The following is a 415-nucleotide window of genomic DNA, read 5'->3' as shown; positions in this document are numbered from 1 at the left end:
GCACTTCGCTGACGTGGTCACGGGGTTCCAGACCGCATCGATCGACGCGTCGGTTGGCCACGGAACCGTAGTCCGACTTGAGAAGCTGCGGATGCCTTGGGGGCCTGACGCCGTTGAGGCCCTCAAGCGCTCCCTGTCACGGCTCCTGCCTCCGCCGCCTCCCGCTGAGTTGTCGGTGCCGGACCAGCCGGAGTTTGCCATCTACATAGACACCCCTGATGGTCCCCTTCGTCACCACCATGGCTTTGTCGCCGCGAGCGAAACGCTGGCCCACCCGCTCTATCGGCTCGTCGGCACAGTGGATGCCGACGGTAATGCCCACTTGGCCATCTATTCCAGCGGGAGCGAACCCGCGGTGGTCGTCGAGGAGAACATCCGGAAGGATTCGGACAGACCGTCCTGCGGACCACTGAAG

At 64.3% G+C, this 415-nt stretch carries 1 pseudogene; it reads left to right on the top strand.

Annotated features, from left to right (window positions below):
• Positions 1-415: pseudogene (locus ACFV9O_RS40150) on the top strand (histidine kinase); the annotation flags it as partial.

This window comes from Streptomyces sp. NPDC059909, assembly GCF_042730885.1.
Classification (GTDB): Bacteria; Actinomycetota; Actinomycetes; order Streptomycetales; family Streptomycetaceae; genus Streptomyces.
This window is presented reverse-complemented; position numbering and strand designations above follow the sequence as displayed.